This is a genomic window from Streptomyces ipomoeae 91-03, assembly GCF_000317595.1.
GTDB lineage: Bacteria > Actinomycetota > Actinomycetes > Streptomycetales > Streptomycetaceae > Streptomyces > Streptomyces ipomoeae.
Map to the genome: position 1 here is coordinate 1 of NZ_AEJC01000248.1, position 1,979 is coordinate 1,979.

General features: G+C 71.5%; 2 protein-coding genes. Both read left to right on the forward strand.

Features of this window, described 5'->3' with window-relative positions; all coding sequences use genetic code 11:
• On the forward strand, nucleotides 1-1,580 hold a 1,580-nt coding region (locus tag STRIP9103_RS16125), incomplete at its 5' end, for a SpoIIE family protein phosphatase (protein WP_048820373.1).
• A 154-nt stretch (nucleotides 1,581-1,734) separates the two neighbouring features.
• A partial coding sequence (locus tag STRIP9103_RS49915; RefSeq protein ID WP_199790546.1) for a hypothetical protein occupies nucleotides 1,735-1,979 on the forward strand: 245 nt, incomplete at its 3' end.

Below are 1,979 nucleotides of genomic sequence, written 5' to 3' on the forward strand. Positions count from 1 at the left end.
GCACGGTGGAGGCGGCGCGGATGGTGGCGCGGCTGCCGTACGGGATGTGCGCGCTCGATCTGCACGGGCGGATCTCCTTCGCCAACGCGGCGACGGCCGAACTCCTCGGCATCCCGGTCAGCGCTCTGCTGGGCACCCAGCTGTGGGCGTCGGTGCCGTGGCTCAACGATCCCTCGTACGAGGACCGGTACCGGGCCGCGCTGATGAGTCAGCACGTGACGTCGTTCGTGGCGCTGAAACCGCCGAAGGCCTGGCTGTCGTTCCGGTTGTACCCGGGGACGAACGGGCTGAGCGTCCGTATCGCCCCGGCCCGGGCGGTCGCCGAGATGGAGGGCGACACCCGCCGGGAGGGCGACGGATCGGGCCGGCTGATCACCATCACCCATGTGCTGGGTCTGGCGAGCGCGCTCACCGAGGCGGTGAGCGTGCAGGACGTGGTGGAGCTGGTGGCCAACGAGACGGCTCCGGCCGTCGGCAGCCAGGCGATGGTCCTGCTCGGCACGCGCGCGGGGCGGCTCCATGTGCTCGGGCACCGCGGCTACGCCGACCCGCACATCGTGGAACGCTTCGACGGCATGCCGCTCACCGCCCAGACCCCCGGGGCCCATGCCCTGACCAGCGGGGTTCCCGCGTTCTTCGAGAACCGGCAGCAGCTCGAACGCCTGTATCCGATACGGCGATCCACCCCGGACGGCCTGAGCGCCTGGGCCTATCTGCCGCTGATCGCCTCGGGACGGCCGGTGGGCACCTGTGTGCTCGGGTACGCGGAACCGCATCCCTTCCCGGCCGACGAGCGAGCCGTGCTGACCAGCCTCAGCGGGCTCATCGCGCAGGCGCTGGAACGGGCCCTGCTGTACGACGCCAAGCACCAGCTCGCGCATGGACTGCAGGCCGCGCTGCTGCCGCACTCCCTGCCGTCGATCCCCGGCATCGAGGCCGCCTCCCGCTATCTGCCGGCGACCCGGGGCATGGACATCGGCGGCGACTTCTTCGACCTCGTGCTCTCACACGGGCGGGCCTCGGCCGTGATCGGCGACGTCCAGGGGCACAACGTGACGGCGGCCGGTCTGATGGGGCAGATCCGTACGGCCGTACGTGCGTACACGACCGTCGGTCAGGCGCCGGCGGACGTGATGGGCAGCACCAACCGGCTGCTGATCGACCTCGGTTCCGAGCTGTTCGCCAGCTGTCTGTATCTGCGGCTCGACCCGGAGCACGGGGCTGCCGTGATGGCGCGGGCCGGACATCCGCCGCCGTTGCTGCGCAGGCCCGACGGCCGGGTGAAGGTGCTGGACCTCGCCGGTGGGCCGCTGCTCGGGATCGACGTGGACGCCACGTATCCGACGACCGAGGTGGCGCTGCGTGAGGGCTCTGTGCTGGCGCTTTACACGGATGGGTTGATCGAGTCGCCCGGGGTCGACATCGAGGATGCGCTGGCCGAGCTGGGTGAACGGTTCGCCTCCGGCGGGAGGCGGCCGTTGGACGCGGTCGCCGATGAGTTGGTGAGGGAGGTCGAGGCCGCGGAGGAGCGGTTGGACGATGTCGCGTTGCTTCTGTTGCGGGCGACAGGCGAGGGCTGACGGGTGACCGGTGACGGTGACTGGTTCTCGGGACCCGGCCCCCCACGCGAATTGGTCCGACCCTCCCGCCGGAGGGCCGGACCGTTCCACCTACCTGCCGGAACCGCTGTGGTGTGGCCGGTGGGTGGGTCGTGGGGCCGACGTCCCGGTGTCAGTGGCCGCTGATCCCGGAGACGTCGTCCACGTCTTCGTCGGCGTCGGGTTACTGATGGACGACGCCCTGCTCATCGGCGCCCTGTTCATCGGCGCCCTGCTCCTGGCCCGCGTTGGCCTCACCCACACCGGCGTTGGCCTTTTCACCCGCGCCGGCTTCCTCACCGGCACCCGCGGCGGCCTCTTCACCAGCACCCGCGGCGGCCTCTTCACCGGCGCCGGCCGCGGCGGCCTCGTCGCCCGCGC